The sequence below is a fragment of the Pseudomonas sp. PK-RTE-24 genome, assembly GCF_054052265.1.
Genome location: NZ_CM133224.1, coordinates 4,341,164 through 4,363,405, shown reverse-complemented (window position 1 = coordinate 4,363,405; position 22,242 = coordinate 4,341,164). Strand labels below are relative to the sequence as shown.

13 protein-coding genes and 1 tRNA gene are annotated in these 22,242 nt (G+C 59.9%); 7 read left to right on the top strand and 7 right to left on the bottom strand.

The features are described 5' to 3' along the window. The first annotated feature begins 99 nt into the window (after positions 1-99). From ACV8MC_RS19555 to ACV8MC_RS19530, 6 genes are all read left to right on the top strand, one after another. On the top strand, positions 100-1,803 hold the full coding sequence (locus tag ACV8MC_RS19555; RefSeq protein ID WP_457263077.1) for an amidase: 1,704 nt from the start codon (positions 100-102) through the stop codon (positions 1,801-1,803). A gap of 288 nt (positions 1,804-2,091) precedes the next feature. Continuing rightward, on the top strand, positions 2,092-3,402 hold the full coding sequence (locus tag ACV8MC_RS19550) for an OprD family porin (RefSeq protein WP_457263075.1): 1,311 nt from the start codon (positions 2,092-2,094) through the stop codon (positions 3,400-3,402). A 423-nt stretch (positions 3,403-3,825) separates the two neighbouring features. Beyond that, positions 3,826-4,185 carry a DUF6124 family protein gene (locus tag ACV8MC_RS19545; protein ID WP_042607541.1) on the top strand — a complete coding sequence of 120 codons (360 nt, stop codon included), beginning with the start codon at positions 3,826-3,828 and terminating at the stop codon, positions 4,183-4,185. Between the two features lie 838 nt (positions 4,186-5,023). Continuing rightward, positions 5,024-7,081: a hypothetical protein gene (locus ACV8MC_RS19540; RefSeq protein ID WP_256811965.1), complete on the top strand. Its 2,058-nt coding sequence runs from the start codon at positions 5,024-5,026 to the stop codon at positions 7,079-7,081. A 693-nt stretch (positions 7,082-7,774) separates the two neighbouring features. Beyond that, positions 7,775-8,134 carry a DUF6124 family protein gene (locus ACV8MC_RS19535; RefSeq protein WP_252886253.1) on the top strand — a complete coding sequence of 120 codons (360 nt, stop codon included), beginning with the start codon at positions 7,775-7,777 and terminating at the stop codon, positions 8,132-8,134. 448 nt (positions 8,135-8,582) lie between these two features. Continuing rightward, the gene (locus tag ACV8MC_RS19530) at positions 8,583-10,856 is read left to right on the top strand and encodes a hypothetical protein (RefSeq protein ID WP_457263072.1); all 2,274 of its coding nucleotides are present in this window, start codon (positions 8,583-8,585) and stop codon (positions 10,854-10,856) included. Positions 10,857-11,244: 388 nt separating this feature from the next. Here the strand turns inward: ACV8MC_RS19530 and ACV8MC_RS19525 are convergent. From ACV8MC_RS19525 to fdnG, 7 genes are all read right to left on the bottom strand, one after another. Further along, positions 11,245-11,340: transfer RNA gene (locus tag ACV8MC_RS19525), tRNA-Sec, on the bottom strand. Positions 11,341-11,345: 5 nt separating this feature from the next. Next, entirely contained in the window at positions 11,346-13,262 is a 1,917-nt protein-coding gene (selB, locus tag ACV8MC_RS19520) for a selenocysteine-specific translation elongation factor (protein WP_457265577.1), read from the bottom strand. Further along, complete coding sequence (selA, locus tag ACV8MC_RS19515; protein WP_457263070.1) at positions 13,259-14,671, bottom strand: L-seryl-tRNA(Sec) selenium transferase; 1,413 nt, start codon at positions 14,669-14,671, stop codon at positions 13,259-13,261. Before selA ends, selB begins: the two co-directional genes overlap by 4 nt. A 382-nt stretch (positions 14,672-15,053) precedes the next feature. Beyond that, entirely contained in the window at positions 15,054-15,980 is a 927-nt protein-coding gene (gene fdhE / locus ACV8MC_RS19510; protein WP_457263068.1) for a formate dehydrogenase accessory protein FdhE, read from the bottom strand. 3 nt (positions 15,981-15,983) lie between these two features. Next, complete coding sequence (locus ACV8MC_RS19505) at positions 15,984-16,649, bottom strand: formate dehydrogenase subunit gamma (protein ID WP_041480299.1); 666 nt, start codon at positions 16,647-16,649, stop codon at positions 15,984-15,986. After that, positions 16,646-17,581, bottom strand: coding sequence for a formate dehydrogenase subunit beta (gene fdxH / locus ACV8MC_RS19500; protein WP_016774818.1), 936 nt, complete (start codon positions 17,579-17,581; stop codon positions 16,646-16,648). The genes ACV8MC_RS19505 and fdxH overlap by 4 nt, the downstream gene beginning before the upstream one ends. Beyond that, the gene (gene fdnG / locus ACV8MC_RS19495) at positions 17,582-20,647 is read right to left on the bottom strand and encodes a formate dehydrogenase-N subunit alpha (protein WP_457263066.1); all 3,066 of its coding nucleotides are present in this window, start codon (positions 20,645-20,647) and stop codon (positions 17,582-17,584) included. Between the two features lie 382 nt (positions 20,648-21,029). Between fdnG and ACV8MC_RS19490 the strand changes: the two genes are divergently transcribed. Next, positions 21,030-22,184 (top strand): MalY/PatB family protein, encoded by a 1,155-nt coding sequence (locus tag ACV8MC_RS19490; protein ID WP_457263064.1) that lies wholly within the window; start codon positions 21,030-21,032, stop codon positions 22,182-22,184. Positions 22,185-22,242: the final 58 nt, after the last annotated feature.

The window sequence follows — 22,242 nt, the reverse complement described above, 5'->3', positions numbered from 1 at the left end:
TTAAATAGGCGCCAGTCTTGACCTTGTCGCTTAAAGCCGTGCAACGAGAACCGCTATGAATACCCCTGCCCCAAACAACCACGCTCAACAGGTGACCCAATGATCGAAGTCACCGAAGTCTCCATCGCCCAACTGCGCGCCGCCCTTGAATCCGGCCAGACCACTGCCGTGGAGCTGGTGCAGGCCTATCTGGCACGCATTGATGCCTACGATGGCGCCGACACTTCGACGGCACTCAACGCCGTCGTCGTGCGCAACCCTGAAGCGCTGAACGAAGCCCGCGCCTCCGACGCCCGCCGCGCCAACGGTGAAACCCTCGGCCCGCTCGATGGCATCCCCTACACCGCCAAAGACAGTTATCTGGTCAAGGGCCTGACCGCCGCTTCCGGCAGCCCGGCATTTGCCGATCTGGTCGCCCATCGCGACGCCTTCACCATCGAACGCCTGCGCGCTGCCGGGGCGATCTGCCTGGGCAAGACCAACATGCCGCCGATGGCCAATGGCGGCATGCAACGCGGCGTCTATGGCCGCGCCGAAAGTCCGTACAACGCCGCTTACCTCACCGCCCCGTTCGCCTCCGGCTCGTCCAACGGTGCCGGCACCGCGACCGCTGCGAGTTTCGCTGCCTTCGGCCTGGCTGAGGAAACCTGGTCGAGCGGCCGTGGCCCTGCGTCGAACAACGGCCTGTGCGCCTACACCCCGTCGCGCGGGGTGATTTCGGTGCGCGGCAACTGGCCGTTGACCCCGACCATGGACGTCGTCGTGCCGTTCGCGCGGACCATGGCCGACCTGCTCGAAGTGCTCGACGTGGTCGTCGCCGAAGACCCGGACACCCGTGGCGACCTCTGGCGCCTGCAACCGTGGGTGCCGATCCCGCGCGTCAGCGAAGTGCGCCCGGCTGCGTACAGTGAACTGGCCGCCGATGCCAAAGCCCTGGCCGGCAAACGCTTCGCCATCCCGCGCATGTACATCAACGCCGACCCCGACGCCGGCACCAGCGAAGCCCCCGGCATAGGCGGCCCGACCGGCCAGCGCATCAACACCCGCGCGTCCGTGATTGATTTGTGGAAGCAGGCGCGCCAAGCCCTCGAGGCCGCTGGCGCCGAAGTCGTCGAAACCGACTTCCCGCTGGTCTCCAATTGCGAAGGTGACCGCCCTGGCGCGCCAACCGTGTTCACCCGTGGGCTGGTGTCGAAAGGATTCCTCCACCATGAACTGTGGGATCTGACAGCCTGGGCGTTCGACGACTTCCTGCAGGCCAACGGTGACCCGAAGCTTAATCGTCTGGTGGATGTCGACGGGCCGAAGATCTTCCCGCACGACCCCGGCACCCTGCCCAACCGCGAGGGCGATCTGGCCGCCGGCATGGACGAATACGTGCGCATGGCCGAACGCGGCATCACGCCGTGGAATGAAATCCCTACCGTGCCTGATGGCTTGCGCGGTCTGGAGCGAACCCGACGCATCGACCTTGAAGACTGGATGGACAACCTCGGCCTCGACGCCGTGCTGTTCCCGACCGTCGCCGACGTCGGTCCGGCCGATGCGGATGTCAATCCTGCTTCGGCCGACATCGCCTGGAGCAACGGCGTCTGGGTGGCCAACGGCAACCTCGCGATCCGCCACCTCGGCGTTCCGACCGTCACCGTGCCCATGGGCGTGATGGCCGATATCGGTATGCCGGTCGGCCTGACCTTCGCCGGCCGCGCCTACGACGACTCGAACCTGCTGCGCTTCGCCGCCGCCTTCGAATCCACCGGCAGCAAACGCCAGATCCCACCGCGCACACCGCCGCTGGCTTAATGCACTGTGTCAGCTCCCACAAACCCTGTGGGAGCTGGCTTGCCAGCGATGGAGGCCTGACAGCCGCCACATTTCCACCTGACTACCCCGACTCAAACTGTGGGAGCGAGCCTGCTCGCGAAAGCGCTGTGTCAGTCAGCATTTTTGTTAACTGACACTCCGCATTCGCGAGCAGGCTCGCTCCCACAGGGTTTGGTGTGAGGGCTGCCAACTCAGCACACCGGCCCAATCCTTTCCAGGCCAATCCGCCGATCATCAGCGCCATCCTGATTACCACCGGCCCTGACCATGATCAACCGCGCGCCCTCCCGCCTCACCCTGCTTGCCATGCTCTGCGGTCTGACCGGCACCGCCCATGCCAGCGGCTTTTTCGACGACGCCAAAAGCGATGTTCTGCTGCGCAACTTCTACCTCAGCAACGACTACCGCTCGCCCACGCCCTCCGGAAAAAACTACAAACAGGAATGGGCACAGGGCTTTATCGGCAACTTCTCATCCGGTTTCACCGAGGGCACAGTCGGTTTCGGCATCGACGCCCACGCTTTCGCCGGCCTGAAACTCGACGGCGGCAAGGGCCACTCCGGTACTGGTCTGCTGCCCGTCGACAGCGATGGTCGCAGTGAAAACAACTATTCCAGCGCTGGCGGTGCGTTCAAGCTCAAGGTCTCGCGCACCACTTTGGCCTTCGGCGAAATGACCGTGGAAACCCCGGTCTTCGACACTTCCGACAAACGCCTGCAACCGGAATACGCCACAGGCTTTTTGCTCAACAGCGCCGAGTTCGACAGCGCCGAGTTCGACAACGTCAATCTGGTCGCCGGGCATTTCACCGCGTTCAAGAATCAGGACAGCTCCTCCGGCCAAGGCGACTTCTACGGTTACGGCGCCAACACCGAAGCAGGCGGCATCAGTTTCGTCGGCGCCGATCTGTTCGGCAGCAGCCCGGTCGGCGGCGCACTCTACGCCTCAGAACTGAGCGACACCTGGCATCAGTATTACGGCAACCTGCATTTCAAACAGTCCGGCGTGCTGCTCGACGCCAACCTCTACCACACCCGCGACACCGGCCGCGCAGTGGCCGGCGAGATCGACAACACCGCCTTCAGCCTCTCCGGCAAATACAGCTTCGGCCCGCATGCGGTGATGCTCGGCTGGCAGCGGATCAATGGCGACACGCCGTTCGATTTCGTCGGCGGCGACTCGATCTACCTCGCCAACTCGATCAAATACGCCGACTTCAACGGCGCCAACGAACGCTCCTGGCAAGCCCGCTACGACCTCGACCTCGGCGCCTTCGGCATCCCCGGCCTGAACTTCATGACCCGCTACGTCAGCGGCAGCCACATCGACGGTACGCACGCGCCCAAGGGCGGCGCCTACAACCCGTTCGACGCCGACAGCGGCGACTATCAACCGCAACAAGGCAGCGGCGGCAAACACTGGGAACGCGATATCGACCTGAAGTATGTAGTGCAGTCCGGCACCGCGAAGGATCTGTCGGTGCAACTATCCCACGTCACCCACCGCGCCAACGAAGCACAGGCTGGTGATGATATTGACCGGATTTACGTGGTCATCCAGTACCCGCTGGGTTTCTGAACTACCCACTCAGCTCTTGCTGAAAACATGATCCCAAGTGTGGGAGCGAGCCTGCTCGCGAAGAGGCCATCATGTGCGGCGCAATTCTGAGATTTAAACGACGTTGTTTAAAAGACACCTCCAGACACGGTCTCAAGACTACAAATCCTTGCGCCATTGCCTACGGCCAAGCCAGAATCCGCCGGCTTGTGCGCCTTGGGGGCGGGTTCTATTGTGGTGCGGTCGCTGACTGTTCAGTGATCGGGTTTAGCAGCCCGGCAAATTTTCAAGGCACGCTGGCTCCGCCTATCTTTTTATGGCGGCTTGCGTGGGGCACTTCGGTGCGCCGGGATCCTTGAGCCTGGTCTGCTAACCCGCGTAAAGCCGCCACCCTCTTCGTTTAGCAGCGAAGGCTGACGGCTCCATTTCTCAAGGAGCTTTACCATGATCAAACCCACACCCAACCCACCCGAAACCGACCCCACCTCCCCCTACGAATCCCTCGATTCAAAAAAACTCCACCAAGCCGCCGACCGCGCCCTCGACCACTACCTCTGCCCACCCGGCTCGACCCCACCACCGTTCAGCCCCCGCGCCATGTACGCCGTCACCGCCGACACCAAAAACGAAGACCTCCTGGCCAACGCCTGCGAAACCCTCGCCTCGGCCAAAACCATCGCCCAGGAATTCGCCGGGCTGGTCAAACCATCGCAGCGCCGAACGCTGATGGGGATTGCGCAGCTGATCATGCTCGGAGAGTTGGCGGTGAATCGGGTGCTGGATAATCTGGAGTTGCCGGGGTAATGCGGGCCGGCTGAGTTATGCGATGCCCGTGCCGGCCTCTTCGCGAGCAGGCCCGCTCCCACATTGATCCTGGTCGGACGCAAACTTTGCGACCACTGAAGGAACCTGTGGTAGCGAGCCTGCTCGCGATCACAAAGGGGACGGATTATTTAACCCGATGGATGTGCTCGGGTGGCAGATTCGTTTGCGGGTCTGACGCACACAAGGTCAAAAGATCGCAGCCTTCGGCAACTCCTACCTCGTTTTGTAGGAGCTGCCGAAGGCTGCGATCTTTTGATTTAAGGTATGAGGGTTAATGCTCCGCAATCATCAGGCCCGATCATGACTACCGTACGAAAAATCAGCAGCGCAACTGAACAGCAGGCCGGCTAAAACCTCAGGTCGAAGCGGATCGCGATGCGGATGGCAACCAGTGCAGCGAGGATTCGACTCATCTTGAGCAAAAACAAAACGCTGAGTTGGAAACCATCCGCGCCGGGCTCAAAGAAGGCGAACCCAGCGGAAAACCTCAGACCTTCGATGCCGAAACAATCAAATTCAGAATGTTGAAGGTCCTGGAATTGCAAGCTCGACTGCAGGACTGACCTCCCCCGCAAACCCTAAATGCCGAAACACAAACCCTGTGGGAGCGAGCCTGCTCGCGAAAGCGTTGGCTCAGTCACTGAACTGTCAACTGACGGATGCGTTCGCTTGCAGGCAGCTACATGAGTTTCGTACCTATAGCCCCTTACCGTCCGTCGCAAAACCACTCATACCTGTCAGAGTTGACAGGTGACGATGTGGCCCATCTCGCATTAGATGCAGCAAGAGCGATCCTATGTCACGCAAGGAGAATGCGATGAGCCGCATCCGTAACTTGGTTGAACCTTTTGCACTGACGCGCCCGTACGCCCCCGAAATGGTTGAGCTGGAACCTGCAATGGCAGACGTCCATGGCGGCGTGACCATTGTGAAAGCCAATGAAACCGAGGGCTTGTTGGTCCTCATGCTGGCTTACTTGAATCAGACCAAGAACGATAAGCTCATCCTGCTGGTCAACGACAACAAAGGGCCTAGCACCACCATCGCTGAGGGCAAGGAAAGCGACGATACACCTCTGCGCCTGCCTGCCGGCTTACTGCAAAAAGGCCTTAACCGCATCAAAATTCACATTGAGCGCACGTCCGGGAATGATGAACTCACACCTGAGCTGGTGCTCTACCATCGAACCTCTCCGCCCGGTGATTTACCACCGGCATTGAATCTCACTGTCAGCCACAAGGTCATCAACGAGGCGGAAGCTGACAAGTTCAAGGTGACTGTCACCTACGATAACCTGCAGTGGTATGACCGGATTTTTGTGTTTTGCAATGGCGCGCATCACCCATACCAACTCATACCCGGCAGTGCGTCGCCCCTGCCTCCCGTGCCAAAAAGTGTCGTTATCGACATCCCGAAAGAAAAGCTGATCGAGGGTGGCAACGATAAAACCTTCGAAATCAAATATCGCGTTGTCGACTACCTGACCAACCCGTCCGGCCCTCCAACCTGGTCCGATGCCGTGTTCGTGGAAGTGGATCTGGACAAGATCTCTCTCGTTCCACCAACACTTGTAAACGCCACCTCTCCCATCGACGTGCTGGCAAGTGAAGGCGGAGTGAGGGTGCGAGCCGAGTTCAACGCCGCTTTGACAAACGACAAGGCGACTCTGAAAATTGTCGGTGGCGTACCGGGATCACCATTTCCGCAAGTGGTATTCAACACCAACAAACGCGCCAATTTCACATTCAGTGTGGCATTCCTTCTCGCTCATCAAGGTAAAACGATCCAGGTGTTGTGGGTATTGATTCGTGATGGCTTGCCCAGCGGCGAATCCCCTCCTCTGGAGGTGGTCATCGATAAAATCGCGTTGGATGACCCGCGGTTGCCGACACCGAATATTGCAGGGGAAACCGGACAGCAACTCAATGTTCCGGAACTACCGAGTGATGCGCGGGTGCTCTCGGAAATAATTCCACTGATGCAACAAACCCACCCGGTTTGGGTTGATTTTGAAGGCGTTGACGCGGATGGGAACCCGGTAACCAACGAAATCTCGTCAGGCGGGCGCAGTGAATTGGCTGACAGAATTTCGTTACTGGCGCAGGTCGAGTGGTTGAAAAAACTGAAAGATGGAAGCCAGTTGAAAGTGGTTTGTGCGGTCAATCTTGATGGGGTTAAGGACAAGACAAAAGCGGTACCGCTTCGGGTGCGCACTTATACGGTGAGTGTGGCCAAGGCATTGGAGATTGATACGACGCCGATGGTGCTGGACGGTCCCCATTTCTTTCCAGCACCCGCGCCGTATGCCCCACCCTTCGATGCGACGGCCTATTTAGACGATAACGCGCATCGAACCCGAGAAGCTCGGGGCGGTGTTCCTCCTTATCAATACAGCTCATCCGATACTGAAGTTGCTTCAGTTGATAAGGATACCGGACATGTAGTCTCCATTCGAAACGGTATCGCGCGTATCAATGTAAGTGATATGAACGGAGGTAATTCGAGTTACGAAGTCACATGCAAAAATGTTTATGAGCTAGTTTACTCTTCCCAGCCGCGTAACCACGCACAGGCCATTTCGTGGATGCCATCCATTGGCGCCCAGCTATTTCCAGAACAAATCTACAGTGATACAAGTGACCCTTTGGCTAGAGCTGCAATATTTGGCTTTCAAAAAATTAATGCATCTATAACAACGAATTATTGGTATACCTCCTACATTTACCATGGGAGCATGAATCTCTCGGAAATACTGATGGCAACTGGACAACCGGCCCAATGGACCAGCTTGCCCTTTGTTTCAGGCCTCGTTAACAGAGGTTCGAATGAGGTAAGCCACACCCATGCCTTGATTGGCTACCGTCCGAGGAGTTAATAAATCAATGCCAAAAAGTACCTCTTCCAATAAATAAATAGAATTAGGTTTTGATCGAATCTTAGTTCTTTAGATTTGCGCCAAAGATGGTGTGCGACAAGGATTAACTGGTTGAAGGCAGCCAACGTCCAGCCTTCGCGGGAGCGGATGCCGTTCCCAACCTGTTTTGAAGCGAGGCCGCGCCACCGGGGACGATCGTCTTCCCGAACTCTTATAAAAAAGGGTCCCGATTTAGTTAACAAGTCCAAACCAAAGATAGCAGTGGCACGCATCTCCAAATGTGGGAGCGAGCCTGCTCGCGAAGGGGCTATGAGAACCAACGGAATTCGTCGACTTAAACAATACTGTTTAAAAGACACCTGCTGACACGGTCTCAAGGCTACAAATCCTTGCGCCATTGCCTACAGCTACGCCAGAATCCGCCGGCTTGTGCGTCTAGGGGGCGGATTCTATTGTGGTGCGGTCGCTGACGAATCAGCGATCGGGTTTAGCGATCCGACACTTTACAGACGCAGCAATGCCCAGCCTCGATTGCATTTTTCGATCTGCACTTGATGTCATGGTGGCTGTGCGTGGGAGACCTTCGAGTCTACCCGGGGTTTCTGTGACCCGGATCGCTAACCTGCGTACAGCCGCCACCTTTACTTGTTTAGCGATGAGCCGTGGCGGCTAAATCAACCACGGAGTCTCACCATGATCAAACCAACACCCAACCCACCCGAAACCGATCCCACCTCCCCCTACGAATCCCTCGATTCGAAAAAACTTCACCAAGCCGCCGACCGCGCCCTCGACCACTACCTCTGCCCTCCCGGCTCAACCCCACCACCCCTCAGCCCCCGCGCCATGTACGCCGTCACCGCCGACACCAAAAACGAAGACTTGCTGGCCAATGCCTGCGAAACCCTCGCCTCGGCCAAAACCATCGCCCAGGAATTCGCCGGGCTGGTCAAGCCATCGCAGCGCCGGACGCTGATGGGGATTGCGCAACTGATCATGCTCGGGGAATTGGCGGTGAATCGGGTGCTGGATAATCTGGAGTTGCCGCAGTAGCGCCTCCTGCGACGATCGTTCCCGCGCGCAGCATAGGAATGCCTCAACGGACGCCCCGCGTTCGGGGCTTTGGAAGGGACGCGGAGCGTCCCGGGCTGCATTCCCACGCAGAGCATGGGAACGATCAAAGATCGTAGCCTTCGGCAGCTCCTACAAATCGATGTAAGAGCTGCCGAAGGCTGCGATCTTTTGCTTTTGGGAAACTGGCGGAAGAAAGCCGGAGTCGAACCTGCCCGGGAACGGATGCCGTCTCCAACCGGGTTTGAAGCCCGACCGCGCCTCTGATTGTGCGTCGGCGTGGGCCTACGCTTCTACGAGCGCAGACCTACCGCCCGTCGCAAACCCACCTTCACCTGTCAGATCTGACAGTAGCCAACTTCCCCCACCCGGTATCTGATATCTCCATCCCGGCCAGCCCTCCGTGGCCGTCTCATCAGGAAGGTGTGCGATGGACAATGCTCAATCCGACAACGACGTCATGACACTGCATCCCGTGAAAATATACCTGGCGATCGAGGGCGTGATCAGCGACCCGCCAGCCATACCCCCCATACACGCGTATGGCTTGCCATTGCGGATATTCAGGGAACTCACACGCGATGGAGTCAATGCCGCTGGTGTGCAGGTAGTGGTCGATCCACCTGTGGACGTTGGTCAATATGTCGACATCCGGCTCTACATCAACGGTGTGCAGAGCGGCATTCCACAGCAAGTCGTCAACGAGAGAATGACCTTCTCCGTGTTCCAGAGGGAGTTTCGCGACGGGGTCATCAACAAAATCCAATACATGCTGAAAAGCATCGCCGGCAATGAAAACAAATCCATCGAAGCGTGGGCGCTCTACAACGACACGTCGCCCGGCGGCAATGATGTGCCTGGGACCGGTGATCATCCGGATCTGCTGATCAGCCTGCCCGAAGAACTTGGAAATCCGGCAGTGATTGACAAGGATCAGGCTGAGAAAGGCGTACTCCTGACGTTCGATTACCCTTATTGCCGAGCCTACGATGCGGTGGAATACGAGATCAATCGCCAGCGTTTCACTCACAGGGTGACGCCGGAAGAAGCCGGCAAGCCGTTCTCGGTGCTGATTGATTCCGACAGGTTGAAAGAAATCGGCAGTATCAACAACTGTCCGTTCTCCTACACCGTGATTGATCAACTGAAAAATCCGACCCACCAAAGCCGCTGGTCGAAGTTCATTTTTGCCAACATTGATCTTGTGCGCACATTTCTGCCCAAGCCACTCTTGCGCGAAATTGCGGACGATGACATGGACGATCCCGCGCTTGTGGACCTCGAAAAACTCGACGGTCGGCCGCTATTGATCGTCATTTCTCCCACTACCTCGCATTTTCAAAAGGGCGACACGGTCAAGGCGTTTTATCGACTGAACGAAGCGGCCGAGAAATCGACTCAACCGGGCGTGATCACCGACAGGTTCGGGGTACTGCAACCCTGCATTCTGGAACTACCCAACGATCAGCTGACTTCCGGCGCACGCTTGCAGGTGCGGTTTGAACTGGAACGGCCAGCGGGCAACGTCATTGGTCATTCCGGAACGGCTGAGGCCGAGATCATTGGCGAAGCGGCGCCGGATCTGCTATCGCCAAAAATCAAACAAGCGCCAGGCAACAGCCTGGATCCGTTTGCGGCGAAAGATGCGCTGACCGCGCTGGTCTTCGATCCTTCCATTCAACTCAATGATGTACTCGTCGTGCGCTGGACCGCCGCTCCAGGCGTTCCCGCCGATGGCTCCGATACCTCGCCGCCTCACGTGGTCAAAGCGCTGGGGACGCAAGAGATTGCGCTGGACAACAAAGTGCTTGCGTACAGTTTCGGCAGGAACGTCACTGTGGAATACAGCAAGACAACCGGATCTGAAACACGGGATTCCCTGCCGCTGACACTGAGCATGCAGGACATTGCCGACGGCCACCCCGGATTGCCCACGCCGGCGATTGATCGGGTGACGGGAGATGTGCTGGATCCGGCGGATTTGTTGCCGACGGATCATACGCGGACGGCGGCTTGGCCATTCATTGCCTTGGGGCAAAGGATCTGGCTGACGTATACCGAAATCAAGAGTGATGGCAGTACGGGAATTGTTGAAGAGGCTTATAAAGGGAAAGAGGTGACGGCTGAGGAATTGGTCGGAATACGCCATCCAGTACCACTAGACAAGTTGCTGATGTTGGAAGAAGACTCGACACTTGAGATTGAGGTGAAGGTTTCGTTTGATAAAACTGGAAGTAGCTACATATCTTTTCCAAAGAAAATTTATAAGATAGAGAAGGCATTCGACGACCTAACCACCTTCACTAACCATGACATGAATGGATGGAGCTTTGGCGGTGCGGCGGGAGTAATAGGAAATGAAGGTGGAGAGTTCTACGCCATGTCTCGCTTTGTGTACGAAGAGCAGGATTTAGTCATGCGAAAAACGTATGACAATGTAAAAAGCGGCGAACCTTGCAGCTTGAGCTTTGACTATTTGGTTACGAAAGCATCAGGTTGTAGAGTTAGTCTTGGCATAGAACAATCATATCCCATAACACTTCCCCCCATAATGTTTACAACAATAGGCGCTTGGAAGGATGTCGGAATCAAGTTCTATATGGGATTACCAGGAACCAGCGCTTACTCCGCTCTCACTATTTCAAGTCAGAGCAGCGCAGTAATCAAAATTGATAACATTCGATTAAGGACATTGCCGAGATAGTATCGTTGCCTTGGTCTCATCGCCATGAATGTGCAATACGCTTTATATACTTTCGCTCATGACTTATCAGGGCGTAATTGAGGTTTTTCTGCTGGCCGGGAATGCCCTTTCGCGAGCAAGCTCACTCCAACAGGGGAATGCTTTCCAAATGGGGGAGCGAGCCTGCTCGCGAATGCGGTGGGTCAATCCCTGAGATGTCGACTGTTATACCGTTTTCGCGAGCAGGCTCGCTCCCACATAAGTTCGCGGCTGTCTCTGAATAACTGGCGAACCAAACGGGCCAGACTACGTTTCTTCTGCATTCAGAATCAAAAGATCGCAGCCTTCGGCAGCTCCTACAAATCGATGTAAGAGCTGCCGAAGGCTGCGATCTTTGCTTTTGGGAGACTGGCGGAAGACAGCCGGAGTCGAACCTGCCCGGGAACGGATGCCGTCCCCAACCGGGTTTGAAGCCCGGCCGCGCCACCGGGCGCGATTGTCTTCCTGAACTCAGGGTGCGCAAGCGTCAGCCAGCGCGTTGTCGGGGCGGATCTGGCGGGATTCGCCGAGCCGGCGGGTCAGGCCGAGTCGGTCGAAATATTCCAGATACTGAATACAGCGTTTGCGTCCCAAGCCTAGCGCATCACGGAAAGTTGTCACCTCAATCGCTGGATTTTCTTCGGCGAGTTTCAGCAGTAGCGCCGCCATTTGCCGCAGGACGATGTCGCTGATAAACAGGTCGCGCACCACCTGGTGCATCAGGCCCAGCCGTGCGAGTTTGCGCAGCAGCAGGCGGACGCTGGCGTCGTCTTCGCCGAGCATTTTCGCGGCGTCGCGTACCCACGGCGGGTCGAAACCGGCCTGTTCGAACAACGGCTGTAATTGCTGCCAGAGGATTTCGTCGTCGGCATTCAGGCGCACCTGATGGTCGGGCAGGTGCAGCCAAGGGCCGCTGGCGAGGATCGAGCCGGCATAGAGCAGTTCGTCGAGCAGGCTGATGAAAGTCGAGCGTTCCAGCGTCAGAGCGCTGAAGCGGCGCAGGCGATCGCGGTCCGGCCCCATCTGGTCGGGTTCCTGTTCGTGGAATCGCGCCAGTTGCTCGAGCAAGGTGAATTTCAACTGGCCCCAGCGCTGCACGTTGAACAGCAGCGGGCCTTGGCGGGTGTCGATCAGACGGATGTTGTCCGCCAGCGTCCACTGCGCGCGCGGGCGGTTGAACTGGCGTTCGAGGCGTTGCGGGTCGAGGCCGCCGGGGCTGTGATTGAGCAGTGCCGGCAGGGCCTGTTCGAGGCTGACGCTGAGGCCGAGGGTTTGCAGTTGCGCGAGGCGTTCCAGGCTGCGGCGTTGGCGTGCCGGAGCGAATGGGTCGAGCACAACACCGCCGCCCAATGTGCGCTGGGCGCTGGCGTCGCGCAGGATCAATCGATCGCCTTTCACTGCGTGCACCGGCGCGTTGATCAGCAGTTGCGCGAACATGCGCTCGCCGGGGCTCAGGCGCGGGCCTTGCAGCAAGGCGACGCGGGCGATGACATCTTGGGTGCCGAGGTGCAGATGCACCGGGTGGAAGTGTTCAAAGGTGCGCTCGCCCGGCAACAGATGAAAGTCGATGTCGATGCGCTGGGTTGGGGCATGCAGCCAGTCCGCCAACAACCATTGGCCACGGTGGATCTGCGTCAGTTCCAGACGTTCGCCGCTGAGGTTCAGCGCCACGCGCTGACCGGCGAAGGCCTGCTCAGCGGCCTGGTTTTGCGCGTGCAAACCCCGGATGCGTACCGATTTGCCGGCAGGCGCCAGAACCAGTTTGTCGCCCACTGCAACCGTGCCCGATAGCGCCGTGCCCGTGACCACAATCCCCGCACCCGCGACGCTGAAAGCCCGATCAATCGCCAGACGAAAGCCGCCTTCGCAACCGCGCGCCTGCACCTCGCTCCGCACCTGCAACAACGCCGCGCGCAATCCATCGACGCCCTGCCCGCTCACACTCGACACGGTAAAAATCGGCGCATCAGCAAATGGTCCGGGCGCGAGCAGGTCCAGGACCTGGCGCTGCACCTCTTCCACCCTGCCCGCTCCCGCCCGGTCGCATTTAGTGATCGCCACCAGCGCGCGGGGAATGCCGAGCAGTTCGACGATTGCCAAATGCTCGCGGGTCTGCGGCATCACGCCGTCGTCGGCCGCGACCACCAGCAGCACCAGATCGATTCCCTGCGCACCAGCGAGCATGTTGTGGGTGAATTTTTCGTGGCCGGGCACGTCGATGAAGCCGGTCAGCCCGGAGCCCGCTGCGAGTTCGGCGTAGAGATAACCGAGATCGATGGTCATGCCGCGTTCGCGCTCCTGCGGGCGGCGGTCGCCGGTTTGCCCGGTCAGCGCCTGCAACAGCGAAGTCTTGCCGTGGTCGATGTGCCCCGCCGTGCCGACGATCACCGGTCGACCTGCAATTGCGGCAACTGCGCCAGCCACCCTGGCTCATCGTCGAGCTGGCGTAGATCGAGCCACAGCGCATCGTCGCCGATTCGCCCGAGCACCGGGATCGGCAAACCGCGCAACGCTGCTTCGAGATTGAGCAGATAACGCCCGCGCCAGCGCTTGGACACTTGCGGGCGGCAACACAGCGCTGCACTCGGCAAGCGCGCCACCGGTTGGCTGCCGCTGCCGATCATGCCCAACGCCTCGACCGCGCTGACCTGCCAGACCTCGCCCAACACATCGGCGAGCAACGGTTGCAAACGCAGAGCCTGAGCATGAATCTCGGCCTGCGGCCGGGTCAGCAGACGCAGACTCGGCAGACGCTCGGCGAGGCGATCCGGATCGCGGTACAGACCGAGCACCGCCTCCAGCGCGGCCAAGGTCAATTTATCGACCCGCAGTGCGCGCTTCAGTGGATTCTTCTTGATCTTCGCGATCAGTTCTTTGCGCCCGACGATCAACCCGGCCTGCGGCCCGCCGAGCAATTTGTCGCCGCTGAAGGTGACGATGTCGGCGCCATCGAGCAATGCCTGACGCACCGTCGGTTCCGCCGGCAGGCCCCAGCGCGTCAGGTCGAGCAGACTGCCGCTGCCCAGATCTTCCAGCAACGGCAAGCCATGAGCGTGTGCCAACTCGGCCAGTTCCGCAGTCGCCACCCGCGCGGTGAAGCCTTCGATGCTGTAGTTGCTGGCATGCACGCGCATGATCAACCCGCTGCGCGGACCGATTGCCGCTTGGTAATCCCGGGCATGGGTGCGGTTGGTGGTGCCGACTTCGTGCAGGCGCACGCCGGCCCGGGCCATGATGTCGGGGATGCGGAAAGCGCCGCCGATTTCGATCAGCTCGCCACGGGAAATGATGCCTTCCTTGCGCGCGCCGAGGCTGTTGAGGGTCAGCAGCACGGCGGCGGCATTGTTGTTGACCACGGTGACGGCTTCGGCGCCGGTCAGTTCGCGGATCAGGCCTTCGATCAGGTCGTCACGATCACCGCGCTTGCCGCTCGCCAGATCGAACTCGAGATTGAGCGGATAGCGTGCAGCCGTTTGCACTGCTTCGATGGCTTCTTCGGGCAGCAGGGCGCGGCCGAGATTGGTGTGCAGCACCGTGCCGGTCAGGTTGAACACCCGGCGCACCTGACTGCGCTGCTGTTGCGCCAAGCGTTCGCCGACGCGGCCGGCGAGCACTTCGGGGCCAATTTCCACGGCCGCCAATTGCCCGCTTAACACGTCAGGCCTTAGCTCATCGAGCAACTGACGCAGACCAGTCAGCAACAAATCCCGGCCGTAACGCTCGGCCAACGGCGCGCACGCCGGATGACGCAACAACCCATCAATGGACGGCAACCGCAGGGCAACGCTGGAAGACATCAGCCACTCCTGATTTCACTGAAACAATCCCTTTTGGGAGCAAGCTTGCTCCCAAAAGGGTTTCAGAAGTGTAGACGCACTGCCGGAGCTAGCCTGCTCGCGAATGCGGTGTGTCAGTCAATGTGGATGTGGCTGACCTGACGCCTTCGCGAGCAGGCTCGCTCCCACAGAGAAACCCGGGGCTGACCGGGCTTTGTGATTCGGCACATAGACTTGTGGGAGCTGGCTTGCCAGCGATTGCGGTGGGTCCGTCAAAGAAGGTGGTGGATGTGCCGACCAATCGCTGGCAAGCCAGCTCCCACAGGGATTCGGGGTTGAATGAACATTGTTGGTCACCACAAAAAACTGTGGGAGCACACCCCCTTCCACAGTTTTGCTCTCGTCATTCGTCCCCCGGCGCCAGCAACAGATTGGGCGCCAGACGCTGATAGCCGTCCTGGGCCAGGCGCATGTCCAGCAGCAAACTGCCGAGATCCGCCGACAACGCCTCGGCTTCGGCGTCGTTCTCCAGATAGAGCAATTTCAGGTAGCTGTTGCAACTCGGGCAGACTTCGGCGCGCAGCGGCGCCTGTTCGGCGCTGTGCCGGTCGTCTTCCTGGCTCAGATACTCAAGGCCCTTGCTCTGCTCGCAATACACGCACTTGACCCGCACCACATGCCATTCGCAGGCGCACAGCGAACACACCAGATAGCGCAAACCGTTGTGCTTGCCGCGATGGCGAATCACCCCGGCCATGGCCGGCGAACCACAGGCCGGGCATTGGCTGAGGCTGTCGCCAGGCTTGAGTTGCAGATTTGGCACACTGAGCAGCCAGTGGCTCCAGGCGGTTTGCAGGGCGGCGCCGAGAAACGGCACCAGCGCCGCCGGCACCAGCGAATACTGCCCACTGACCAGCGCCACCGCCCACGCGCGCAGCTGGCCGGAACTGGCGCCGCGCAGAGTGTCCAGCGCGTCGATCACTGCAGGTTGATCCGCTGGCGCATAGCGCTGCAGCAAGGCGTCAAGCCACGGCTGCCAGGCATCTTCGCGCACCAGGGCATCTGCCGCGAATGGTGGCAGACCGTGTTGCTGACAGGCTTCGAAACGCTGCGCATCAAACGGCGCGGTGAGCGGCGGATCGTCGAAGACCTGCTGCTGCGCCCGGCACAACTCGGCCATCAGCCGCAGATAATCCGCCAACCCATTGCCCTCGGCCAGACGCTCGAGGCGCTCAGCGCGCAGGGCAAACAGGTTACGTGGCGGCAGATGCAGAAACGGCGGCGAACTGGCCGCCGCCTCGATTTCCCCAGGTTCAAGAATGCTTGGCAAAAGTCAGCCCTTTTTTGTCAGCGGTCGCTCGGGCACGTCCCGAGGCTGTTCGTCGCGGGTCACCTCGCGGTACCACAGTTCATGGTGTTTTCTCGCCCACGGCCGGCTGACCCAGCCATGCAACATGGCGTCGACCGAACCTTTGATCCACAAGCCGGCGTAGATGTGCACGATGATGCTCAGCACCAGCACGAATCCAGCCAGCGCATGCAGCAGCATGGCCCAGCGGATCGTGGTGATGCCGAAGTACGCGCTGAACCACGCGCGCCAGATCACCAGCCCGGTGAACAGCAACGCGAGCATGCACAGCAGTAAAGTCCAGAACAGCAACTTCTGCCCGGCGTTGTATTTGCCCACCGGCGGCACGCTTTCTTCGTCGTTGACCATCACCCGGTTGATCCGCCGCAGCCACTGGCGGTCATTGGCGATGAAGAAATTGGTACGCCAGAAGCTGAACACCAGGCCGAGAAACAGCACGAACATGGCGATGCCCATGTACGGGTGCAGGATCCGCGTCCAGGTGCCGCCGCCGAACAGGTTACTGAGCCAGAACAGCGACGGATGAAACAACGCCAGCCCGGACAACCCGGCCATGAAAAACAGAATCGCCACCAGCCAGTGATTGGTGCGCTGGTTGGCGCTGTAACGCAAGATCGTCTTGTTGCTCATGGCCGCTCCTCCCCGCGTGGATCGAAGGTGTGCACCGCCGGGTCGACCACGTGCACCGACGTATCGGGTGGCGTCGGGTGTTCATCCTCTTCGACACGATTCGGCCCGATGCGCACATAGTGGAAGAACCCGGCCAGCACCGCCGCGCCCATCGCCAGCAGCCCGAGGGGTTTGCTGATGCCTTTCCACAAGCCCACCAGCGGACTGATCGCCGGATGGTCCGGCAAACCTGCATAGATTTTTGGCGTGTCGGCGTGATGCAGCACGTACATCACGTGGGTGCCGCCGACGCCTGCCGGGTCGTACAGACCGGCGTTTTCAAAACCACGGCTTTTCAGATCGACGATGCGTTCGGCGGCGTGTTCTTTCATGTCTTCCTTGGTGCCGAAGACGATCGCGCCGGTCGGGCAGGTTTTCACGCAGGCCGGCTCCAGCCCCACCGCCACCCGGTCGGAACACAGTGTGCATTTGTAGGCCTTGTGATCCTTCTGCGAAATGCGCGGAATGTTGAACGGGCAACCGGTGATGCAATAGCCACAACCGATGCAGTGGTCCTGATCGAAATCGACGATGCCGTTGGCATGCTGAATGATCGCCCCGGGGCTCGGGCACGCGGCCAGACAACCGGGCTCGGCGCAGTGCATGCAGCCGTCCTTGCGGATCAGCCACTCAAGGTTACCGGCGTCGGTTTCGTGCTCGGTGAAGCGCATCAGCGTCCACGAATCCGCCGTCAAATCCTGCGGATTGTCGTAGGTGCCGTGGTTGTGGCCGACCTCGTCGCGCAGCTCGTTCCATTCCGAGCAGGCGACCTGGCAGGCCTTGCAGCCGATGCACTTGGTCGTGTCGATCAGCTTGGCAACGCCTTGCTGAGTCCTCACCGACGGCGGCACGGTGGTGGTGGCCGAGCGGGCAATGATGTCTTGGCTGGCCATTTACAGTTTCTCCACGTTGACCAGGAATGACTTGGATTCCGGGGTCTGAGTGTTGCCATCGCCGAGGAACGGCACCAGGGTGTTGGTCAGGTAACCGTGGCGCGTCAGGCCGGTGAAACCCCAGTGCAGCGGGATGCCGATCTGATGCACGACCTGGCCGTTGACCTGCAGCGGCCGGATCCGTTTCGTCACCACCGCCACCGCTTCGATAAACCCGCGCTTGCAGCTGACACGCACGCGATCACCGGCAGCGATGCCCTTCTCGTTCGCCAGCACCTCACCGATTTCCACGAACTGCTCGGGCTGAGCAATCGCATTCAACTTGCAGTGCTTGCTCCAGAAATGGAAATGCTCGGTAAGCCGGTAACTGGTGCCGGCGTACGGGAAGTCCTTGGCTTCGCCGAGGGTTTCCCAGACCGAATCGAAGATCCGCGCCGCCGGGTTGCTGGTGGCCTTCTTGTTTTGCGGGTGCAGCGGGTTGATGCCGATCGGCGTTTCGAAGGGCTCGTAGTGCTCAGGGAATGGCCCTTCGTTCATCTTGTCCACGGCGAAGAACCGGGCCACGCCTTCGGGGTTCATGATGAACGGATTCATCCCGGCTTCCGGCGGCACGTCGGCCTTGTAGTCCGGCACATCGGTGCCGGTCCAGGCCTTGCCGTTCCACCACACCAGTCGTTTTTTCGGGTCCCACGGTTTGCCCGCCGGGTCCGCCGAGGCGCGGTTGTAGAGAATCCGCCGATTGGCCGGCCAGGCCCACGCCCAGCCCTGATGCTGGTGCATGCCGAATGGGTCGGCGTTATCGCGCCGGGCCATCTGGTTACCGGCCTCGGTCCAGCTGCCGGCGAAAATCCAGCAACCGGACGCGGTGCTGCCGTCATCCTTGAGCAAACCGAAGCCGGCCAGCTGCGTACCGGCCTTGACCGTGACGCCGCTAGCATCGGTGAAATCGCTGACAGCGGTGCCGTTGATTTCCCGCGCCAGTTCTTCCGGCGAAGGCTCGTCGGGGATCTTGTACGGCCACGACAGTTTCAGCAGCGGATCAGGAAACTTGCCGCCTTCGGTCTGATAACGCTGGCGCAGGCGCAGGAACAGTTCGCTCATGATGCGAATGTCAGTCTGCGCTTCGCCGGGGCCGTCGGCGCCTTTCCAGTGCCATTGCAGCCAGCGGCTGCTGTTGACCAGCGAGCCGTCTTCCTCGGCAAAACAGGTGGTTGGCAGGCGAATGACTTCGGTCTGGATTTCGGCGGTTTTCACGTCGTTGTACGGCCCGACGTTCTGCCAGAACTCCGAGGTTTCCGTGGCGAGGGGGTCCATCACCACCAGCCACTTGAGTTTGGCCAATGCGCCCATCACGCGGTTCTTGTCCGGCAACGCGGCGATCGGATTGAAGCCTTGGCAGAAGTAGCCGTTGACCTTGCCCTGGCTCATCAGGTCGAACATTTTCAGCACGTCGTAGTTGGGGATGTCGAGCTTCGGCAAATGGTCGAACAGCCAGTTGTTCTCGGCGGTGGCGTTGGCGCCGTACCAGGATTTCATCAGGCTGACGTGGAATTTGCTGTAGTTCTGCCAGTACGAAAGCTGCCCCGGTCTTAGCGGAACCTGTGTGCGTTTGAAGATGAACTGACCGTAGTCCTGCTCGCTGTCGCTGGGCAGCGTGAGGTAGCCGGGCAAGGCGTTGGACAGCAGGCCGAGATCGGTCAGACCCTGGATGTTCGAGTGCCCGCGCAGCGCATTGACGCCACCGCCGGGCATGCCGACGTTGCCCAGCAGCAATTGCACCATCGCCGCGCTGCGAATGATCTGCGCGCCAATCGAGTGCTGCGTCCAGCCGAGCGCGTAGAGAATCGTCATGGTCTTGCCCGGTGTCGAGCAGGTGGCGATCTCTTCCCAGATTTTCTGCATGGCGTCGACGGGCATGCCGCAGATCTGGCTGGCCAGGTCGATGTTGTAGCGGCTGTAATGCTGCTTCATCAGTTGATAGACGCAGCGCGGGTCTTGCAGGGTCGGGTCGACGCGGACGAAACCGTCCTCGGCGAATTCGTAACCCCAGCCGGACTTGTCGGTATAGCTGCGTTTTTCCGCGTCATAGCCGCTGAACAGGCCGTCTTCGAAGCCATAACCGGCTTTGACGATGAACGACACGTCGGTGTAATTGCGCACGTATTCGTGCTGGATCTTGTCCTCGGTCAGCAGGTAATTGATCAACCCGCCCATGAAGGCGATGTCGGTACCGGTGCGGATCGGCGCGTAATAGTCGGCCACCGAAGCGGTCCGGGTAAAACGCGGATCGACCACGATCAGCCGCGCGGAGTTGTGCGCCTTGGCCTCGGTCACCCATTTGAAGCCGCACGGATGCGCTTCTGCTGCGTTGCCACCCATCACCAGGATCAGATTCGCGTTGGCGATATCGGTCCAGGTGTTGGTCATGGCACCACGGCCGTACGTCGGGGCAAGACTTGCCACCGTCGGGCCGTGTCAGACACGCGCCTGGTTATCGAACCCCAGCAGACCGAGGCTGCGAATCACCTTCTGAGTGATGTAGCCGGCTTCGTTGGATGCCGCCGATGCCGCGAGAAAACCGGTGGTCAGCCAGCGATTCACCGTTTGCCCGTCAACATTTTTCTCGATGAAGTTGGCGTCGCGGTCGGCCTTCATCAGGTCGGCGATGCGATCGAGGGCTTCGTCCCAGCCGATGCGCGTCCATTCATTGCTGCCGGGCTTGCGCACTTGCGGGTACTGCAAGCGGCCGGGGCTGTGAATGAAGTCGAGCAGGCCCGCGCCTTTCGGGCACAGCGTGCCGCGATTGACCGGGTGGTCGGCATCGCCTTCGATATGAATGATGTTTTGCGCCACGTTCTTGCCGGCATCGCCCTGGCTGTACATGATCAAACCGCAACCGACCGAGCAATACGGGCAGGTGTTGCGGGTTTCACGGGTGTGGGCGAGCTTGAAGTGACGCACCTGCTCGGCGAAGGCCGCCGTCGGGGCCATGCCCAACGCGCCCAGGCCTGAGCCTGCAAGGCCGATACCGGCGACCTTGAAGAACTGACGACGGCTGAGATCCATCGTGCACTCCTGATCAGGTGGAACCCGGTACTTGCGCCGGGCTTTATCTGGACAATCACGGTTGCGACGCCTTGGCGCCGACTTTTTCACTGTAGACAAAGACCTTGCCGATTGTGTGAAAACCGACCGTCGGGTGTTTCATCTGCAATCTCGAGGTATTGATCGTTCCCACGCTCCGCGTGGGAACGCAGCCCGGGACGCTCTGCGTCCCATTGGAACGCGGAGCGTCCCTTGAGGCATTCCCACGCAGAGCGTGGGAACGATCAATCAGGGACATATTGGTTGACTGACACACTGCTATCGCGAGCAGGCTCGCTCCCACACAGGTCGCGTTGCGCATAGAATGTCCGGCAGAACCAAATCCGCCTCGACGAGACCGCGCATGACTTTCGATTTTGATCAACTGTTCGACCGCCACCACACTGGCAGCACCAAGTGGAGCCGCTACCCGGCCGATGTGTTGCCGATGTGGGTCGCTGACATGGATTTCGCCGCGCCGCCGGTCATCGTTCAAGCCTTGCAACAGCGCCTGCTGCACCCGCTGCTCGGTTACAGCGTGGCCCAGGACAACCTGCGTGAAGCCATCGTCGCCGACCTGTGGAACAAGTATTCATGGCAGGTCAAACCGCAGGAGCTGATTTTCCTGCCGGGTGTGGAATCGGGCTTCAACATGGCCCTCAAGGCTTTGGTGCAGGCGCAGCAGAATGTCGTCGTGCAAGTGCCGAACTATCCGCCGCTGCGCCACGCGCCGGGGCACTGGGGCCTGAACAAGGTCGAGCTGGAATTCAACGCCCAGGCCGATGGCACTTACGCCACGCCGCTGGAATCTTTGCGTGAGTCGCTCGAAGGCGGCGGCGCCCTGCTGTTGAGCAACCCGCACAACCCGCTCGGCAAGGTCTTCGCCCGCGAAGAATTGCAGGCAGTCGCGGACATCTGCGCAGCGCAGGACGCGTGGATCATTTCCGACGAGATCCACGCCGAACTGTGCTTCGACGGCCGCGTGCACATTCCCACCGCATCGCTGAGCCCCGAGACTTCCAAACGCACGATCACCCTGATGTCGGCGAGCAAGGCCTACAACATCGCCGGTCTGAAGACCTCGTTCATGATCATTCAGGACGCCGCCCTGCGCGAACGCGTCAACCACGCCCGCTGCGGCATGGTCGACAGCGTCAACCCGCTGGGCATGGAAGCCACCCGCGTCGCCTACAGCGAAGCCGGGCCTTGGCTCGCGGAATTGAAAATCTACCTGCAGGCCAACCGCGACTGGCTGGTTGACGCAGTGCGCACGCGCCTGCCGGGCGTGACCATCAATGTGCCGCAGGGCACGTATCTGGCGTGGCTCGATTGCACCGCGCTGGACCTGCCGGATCCGCAGCGGTTCTTCCTCGAACAAGGCAAGGTCGGGCTGAGTGCCGGGCTGGATTTTGGCGACCGGCATCAGCAGTTCGTGCGCTTGAACTTCGGTTGCCCGAGGGCGTTGCTCGAAGAAGGGATTGCGCGGATGGAGCGGGCGCTGGCCAGCCGAAAACGCTGATCCTTGCCCGGTATTCCCCTGTATAAATGACCCCCTGTGGGAGCGAGCCTGCTCGCGA

Bases quoted from the DNA above. Each gene is read 5' to 3' on its own strand.
- ACV8MC_RS19530 (WP_457263072.1), top strand. From the start codon at position 8,583: ATGGACAATGCTCAATCCGACAACGACGTCATGACACTGCATCCCGTG.
- selA (WP_457263070.1), bottom strand. From the start codon at position 14,671: ATGTCTTCCAGCGTTGCCCTGCGGTTGCCGTCCATTGATGGGTTGTTG.
- ACV8MC_RS19540 (WP_256811965.1), top strand. From the start codon at position 5,024: ATGAGCCGCATCCGTAACTTGGTTGAACCTTTTGCACTGACGCGCCCG.
- ACV8MC_RS19545 (WP_042607541.1), top strand. From the start codon at position 3,826: ATGATCAAACCCACACCCAACCCACCCGAAACCGACCCCACCTCCCCC.
- fdxH (WP_016774818.1), bottom strand. From the start codon at position 17,581: ATGGCCAGCCAAGACATCATTGCCCGCTCGGCCACCACCACCGTGCCG.
- ACV8MC_RS19550 (WP_457263075.1), top strand. From the start codon at position 2,092: ATGATCAACCGCGCGCCCTCCCGCCTCACCCTGCTTGCCATGCTCTGC.
- ACV8MC_RS19490 (WP_457263064.1), top strand. From the start codon at position 21,030: ATGACTTTCGATTTTGATCAACTGTTCGACCGCCACCACACTGGCAGC.
- ACV8MC_RS19535 (WP_252886253.1), top strand. From the start codon at position 7,775: ATGATCAAACCAACACCCAACCCACCCGAAACCGATCCCACCTCCCCC.
- ACV8MC_RS19555 (WP_457263077.1), top strand. From the start codon at position 100: ATGATCGAAGTCACCGAAGTCTCCATCGCCCAACTGCGCGCCGCCCTT.
- ACV8MC_RS19505 (WP_041480299.1), bottom strand. From the start codon at position 16,649: ATGAGCAACAAGACGATCTTGCGTTACAGCGCCAACCAGCGCACCAAT.